Genomic DNA, 4,592 nt, shown 5'->3' with positions numbered 1-4,592 from the left:
GTAAATTTTCAGCGTTGCTGGCTCCCCGTCAGCCGGATTGGGTTGCATCGCAGGGGTGTCGAAAGAGTCAACTGCGGTCCAAAGCTGTTGGACTTGGGTGAAAAGGGCGTTTATTCTTCCTATACGTAAATTGTATTTGTTTTAGAAAAAGTTTTTGATCATTTGCTTCTTGCTGTGTAAAAGGTTTGTATGCTTGAATTTCTTCAATGATTTCTTTCATTTTTTATTGTCACTTTCCTGTCGTCATCTACTTATCAGCTAAATACCCTTCAGGCATTGGAATCAATTTTTCTGATTCCCGACTGAGGCTCTCCTCTGCTTTCCACCCGGCGATTTTATTTTCCGTTGCTTCGATCACCCCATCAAAAAGAGAATCACTTAATATTAGACGTAGTGGTGGTTCAGGCAATGCCGCAAGTTTTAAGATTGTCTTTGCTGCTAATATAGGGTCACTATCTGTCGCCTGACCCTCCTGTTCTTTTGCGAAGGCATCCATTTGTTGATGCAGTTCTTGATAATCCGGCAAGCGTTTACTATTATGCAGTTTCTTGTAAAGATCTGTCCAATAACCTCCTGGTTCAACAATAGTCACATGAACACCAAAAGGAGCCAGTTCCTGTGCTAAAGCTTCCGTCAATCCTTCTACCGCAAATTTACTAGCACTGTATAGACCTGAAGTCATCCAAGACATGATGCCCCCGATACTACTCATTTGGATAAAACGACCTGATTTGTCTCGCAAAAAAGGAGAAACCGCTTGAGCCGTCCAAAGAGAACCGAAAAAGTTTACATTCATTATCTGACGCGCCTCTTCTTCTGTTGTCTCCTCAATCATTCCTCCAAGCATCATTCCCGCATTACTCAAAGCAATATCGATGCCATTAAATTTTTCTGCTCCCTTAGCAGCAGCGGCTACTACCATGTCTCGTTCTTCAATATCGCCTAAACAGATCAGCAAAGAAGATCCATATTCTGTTTTTAACCTGCTGAGTTTTCCTTCTGTTCTAGAAAAAGAAATGACTTGGTCGCCATTTTCTAATACTAATTTTACTGTCTCAAAACCAATTCCTTTACTTCCACCAGTAATAAACCACGTTCTAGTCATCTGTCCACGCTCCTTTTTTCCTAATTACTCTCAATATGATTATAACAAATTAAAAGGCCAACAACAACTATAGTATCTAATATGCTGATTGTCAGTTATAAAATACTAAGAGTCATTTTATTCAAAAAAAGTTGTGGCAAAAAACTTGCCACAACTTTTTTATTTTGCACGAATCGGGAGCCATATTTGGAACTGTGCATTCTGAGGATTAGCATCTAAATATAATTCGATATCTGGCAATTCAGCATATTCAAAACCTGAAGTTGGTAACCATTCAGTAAAAATCTGCTGTTGCAATTCTTGAATTGCTCCTGGTATAGGACCCGTTCCTGAGAATACCGCCATCCAGCTTTGCGTGATAAAAGCCAGCAATAAAAACCCGCACATATCAGCGCCCATTCCAAGCAGCAACACACCGCGGTCACCCAGTCGCTTTGAAAGAGTGCCGGTTAAAACAGCTTGTACGAATGTATGTGCTGCACCAAAAACGGCCAGCGACACACCTGCTGTGCCAATATCCCAATTCAAGCGCTGTTCGCCATAAATCACCCACAAAGCGGCGGGCGCCTGCCCAATCAGCTGCATAAGAAAAAACAACGCAAAAAAGCTGGCAAGTCCCTGAACTGCAAAATTGAAGCGAAAGCCTTCAAACAAATTGATTTTGGCTGGCTGTCCTTCAGGCGGTTGTGACGGCGTTTTGGGCAACAAGAAAGCCACCAAACAAAAGGCAATTGCATTGAGAAGAGCCCCTGCCACAAAGGGCGCATGCACAGATATATCACTAAGAACACCGCCAATAGCAGGCCCTGCAATCATACCTGCACCAAAACACGCCCCCATAAAACCAAACCAACGCGCACGTTCTTCCTGTTTAGTTGTATCAGCGATAATTGATGCCGCGATTGCACCAGTTGCTCCGGTAACACCTGAGATAATCCGGCCGATATAAAGCACCCATAAAACAGGCGCTGCCGCCATTATGCTATAATCAATCGTGGCACCTAAAAATGAAACCAGCAAAATAATCCGCCGTCCATAGCGGTCAGATAACCGCCCTAAAACGGGCGCGCAAAAGACCTGCATAAACGCATAAAGCGATAAAAAAACACCATAGTGAAATGCTGTTTGCTCTGCCGGTACAAATTCATTTAATAAAGCCGGAACCACCGGCATGATTAATCCCAAACCAATCGCATCAAGCGCGACAACAATGAGTGCGGTTATAAGTGATTTTGACATAGATGTGACTTTTATTTATCATTGATAAGTTGGCGATAAAAAACTTTGTACCTGGCATAAAGCTCGGTGGTGTCAGCGCGTGACCGTACCGGCTTCTTTTGATACTGCCGCCTGGGCGGCTTCTCCTGCTGATCCGGTGACGCCTCAAAGGCTCCCAGCCGCTTTTCCAGGGCAGGCTTGGACAGATCGCGGGACAGGGTGCTGGGCTTGACCATCGTGCCGTCATCGGCCCGGATCACCAACCCGTTACCCCTTGGCGTAATCTCCAGGCCGTTATCACGCATGACCTGGTGCAGCTCCGTCCAGGACTGCGCGGCTTTAATGTCGTCCAGGCATTCGCGCTTGATCCAGCCCACCAGACTTTCCACGCCGGCATGGCGCTCCATGTCGGCGGCCCTCGATGCCGCCCCGCGCTGCTGCGGCCGGTGATTGTCTGCCTCCAGGCCATAGTCCCGTTCCAGCGTCTCGCACAAGTCGGCCAGCGCCAGGTGCGGATAGTACGGTTCGTGCATCGTGTGCCTGGTCGGGTGAATCTTGTTGATGGCAATGTGGATGTGCAGGTTGTCGGTGTCGTTATGCACGGCGCTGATACGCTGATGCTCACCAAACCCTAGCCCTTGGCAAATCCGTTCCTCTATCGCCTTCAAGGTGTCGGCATCGGGATTCTCGCCGGCGCGAAAACTGACAATCAGGTGATAGGTCTTATCGCCCTTGGCCCTGGTGTTCATGTGCTGGGTGGCCAGCACTTCGGTGATGGCATCGCGCACTGAATGCGCCTCGCAATTCGTGACCTGAACATGGCCCAGCCGGTGGTCTTTGCTCTGTGCGTCGGTGATGTATTTAGCCAGGTCGGCAAAGTCTGATTTGCCCAGGGAACGCATGGCAACATGCTTGGCAATCATGATGCTGCCCTGGGTCGCACAATAGATTCCATCAATCGGCTCATTTCGTCCTGGTTGGCCTCAATCCGGGCCAGCAGGCCCAAGACAGTTTCAGCGCTGAACCGGGCCGTTCGGGCATCGTCGGTCAGCCACAATTTCAGCAGACCACCGAGGCGGCCCAGGTCGCCATTGACCCGCACCAGCTCGCGCACGTTCTCGTAATCGGTCACGCCCTGGACGGCGTAACCCTGCCCCACGGCCAGCAAAAAAGCAGACGTACTCAAGCCAGCCGCTTGTGCGTTGGCCTCAATGGCGGCCCGCTCTTCCGGCAGGCAATACACCTTGATCGGCGTGCTGCTTTTTCTCGTTACCTTCTGCTCTGTCGCCTCCATCTTTGGCGTCCTCCTGGTTCTCTTATTCCGGCGTCCGCCGATGGCCCCGCAGGGCAGGATTCCCGTTGAGCGCCGCAGGTGCGAATAAGGGGAAGTGAAGAGGAACACCATGCTTGCATGGTGGGCCTACTTCACACATCCTGCCCGCTTCACCACCACTTTAACATCACTACCATTTACCGGCTATAACCCGTTTTATCGACAAACACAAGCCGATTCCACGCATAAGGCGTGCAATCTGGCTTTAGTCGCCTTACAATCGCTTTAATAGCGATAGAATCGGCATTAAATCGCGGATAAATCGACATATAAAAGGCGGTAGAATCGGCATGACTAAACGGCTTACAGAGCGCATTGCAGCGCAAATGCAGACCCAAAAGCCCACCCGTTCAGGACAGAATCGGGCGGCTTTCCTGGCCCAGCGCGACGACATAAAAGAGGCTTTGACCGATGGCTGGCCGGTAAAAGCCATCTGGAAAACGCTGCACGATGAAGGGAAAATCAGCTTCGGATATGATGCTTTTATCAGCTATGTGAACAGTCTGATTCGGTCGCCAGGCGAGCCTGAAAAGGCCACCGCAAGACCGCCGGCATCCTCCCAACCGGCCCCCAAGAAAGCCACCCCAGCGACACCCAAACCAGTACCATCAGCCAGCCATAAGCCGGGGGAGATTCCCAGCTTCAACTTCAACCCCAGCCCGAACAAAGCGGACTTGATTTGACGCCCCAAGGGGCGGATTGGACGCCAAGAGGGAAGGCATAGCCCGCCCCTCAAGTGTCAATGAACCCCTGGAAATCGACCCCGAAAACAGCCCCCTTCATAGAGGCGGCCTATTAACATTTGAGTGGGAGTGACGGGCACTGGCTGGCAATGTCTAGCAACGGCAGGCATTTCGGCTGAGGGTAAAAGAACTTTCCGCTAAGCGATAGACTGTATGTAAACACAGTATTGCAAGGACGCGGAACATGCCTCAT

At 49.7% G+C, this 4,592-nt stretch carries 4 protein-coding genes and 2 pseudogenes; 1 reads left to right on the top strand and 5 read right to left on the bottom strand.

Features of this window, described 5'->3' with window-relative positions:
* Positions 1 to 247: 247 nt before the first annotated feature.
* From FTV03_RS17095 to traJ, 5 genes and pseudogenes are all read right to left on the bottom strand, one after another.
* Positions 248 to 1,105 carry an SDR family NAD(P)-dependent oxidoreductase gene (locus FTV03_RS17095; RefSeq protein WP_120366351.1) on the bottom strand — a complete coding sequence of 286 codons (858 nt, stop codon included), beginning with the start codon at positions 1,103 to 1,105 and terminating at the stop codon, positions 248 to 250.
* A 159-nt stretch (positions 1,106 to 1,264) separates the two neighbouring features.
* Positions 1,265 to 1,450: a GyrI-like domain-containing protein gene (locus FTV03_RS18250; RefSeq protein ID WP_233735431.1), complete on the bottom strand. Its 186-nt coding sequence runs from the start codon at positions 1,448 to 1,450 to the stop codon at positions 1,265 to 1,267.
* Positions 1,442 to 2,344, bottom strand: a pseudogene (locus FTV03_RS17090) (TCR/Tet family MFS transporter); the annotation flags it as partial. The gene FTV03_RS18250 and the pseudogene FTV03_RS17090, both read right to left, overlap by 9 nt.
* A 26-nt stretch (positions 2,345 to 2,370) precedes the next feature.
* Positions 2,371 to 3,246: pseudogene (gene traI / locus FTV03_RS17085) on the bottom strand (TraI/MobA(P) family conjugative relaxase); the annotation flags it as partial.
* A complete protein-coding gene (gene traJ / locus FTV03_RS17080; protein ID WP_033472343.1) occupies positions 3,243 to 3,617 on the bottom strand; it encodes a conjugal transfer transcriptional regulator TraJ in 375 nt (124 codons plus the stop codon). The gene traJ and the pseudogene traI, both read right to left, overlap by 4 nt.
* Before the next feature lie 329 nt (positions 3,618 to 3,946).
* On the opposite strand from traJ, the gene FTV03_RS17075 reads away from it, so the two are divergent.
* Positions 3,947 to 4,339 (top strand): TraK family protein, encoded by a 393-nt coding sequence (locus FTV03_RS17075; protein WP_052928019.1) that lies wholly within the window; start codon positions 3,947 to 3,949, stop codon positions 4,337 to 4,339.
* The last annotated feature ends 253 nt before the right edge of the window (positions 4,340 to 4,592 follow it).

The sequence above is a fragment of the Acinetobacter sp. YH12218 genome (assembly GCF_013417925.1).
Lineage (GTDB): Bacteria > Pseudomonadota > Gammaproteobacteria > Pseudomonadales > Moraxellaceae > Acinetobacter > Acinetobacter amyesii.
The sequence above is the reverse complement of the archived record's forward strand: the minus strand, read 5'-3'. Positions and strand labels throughout refer to the sequence as shown.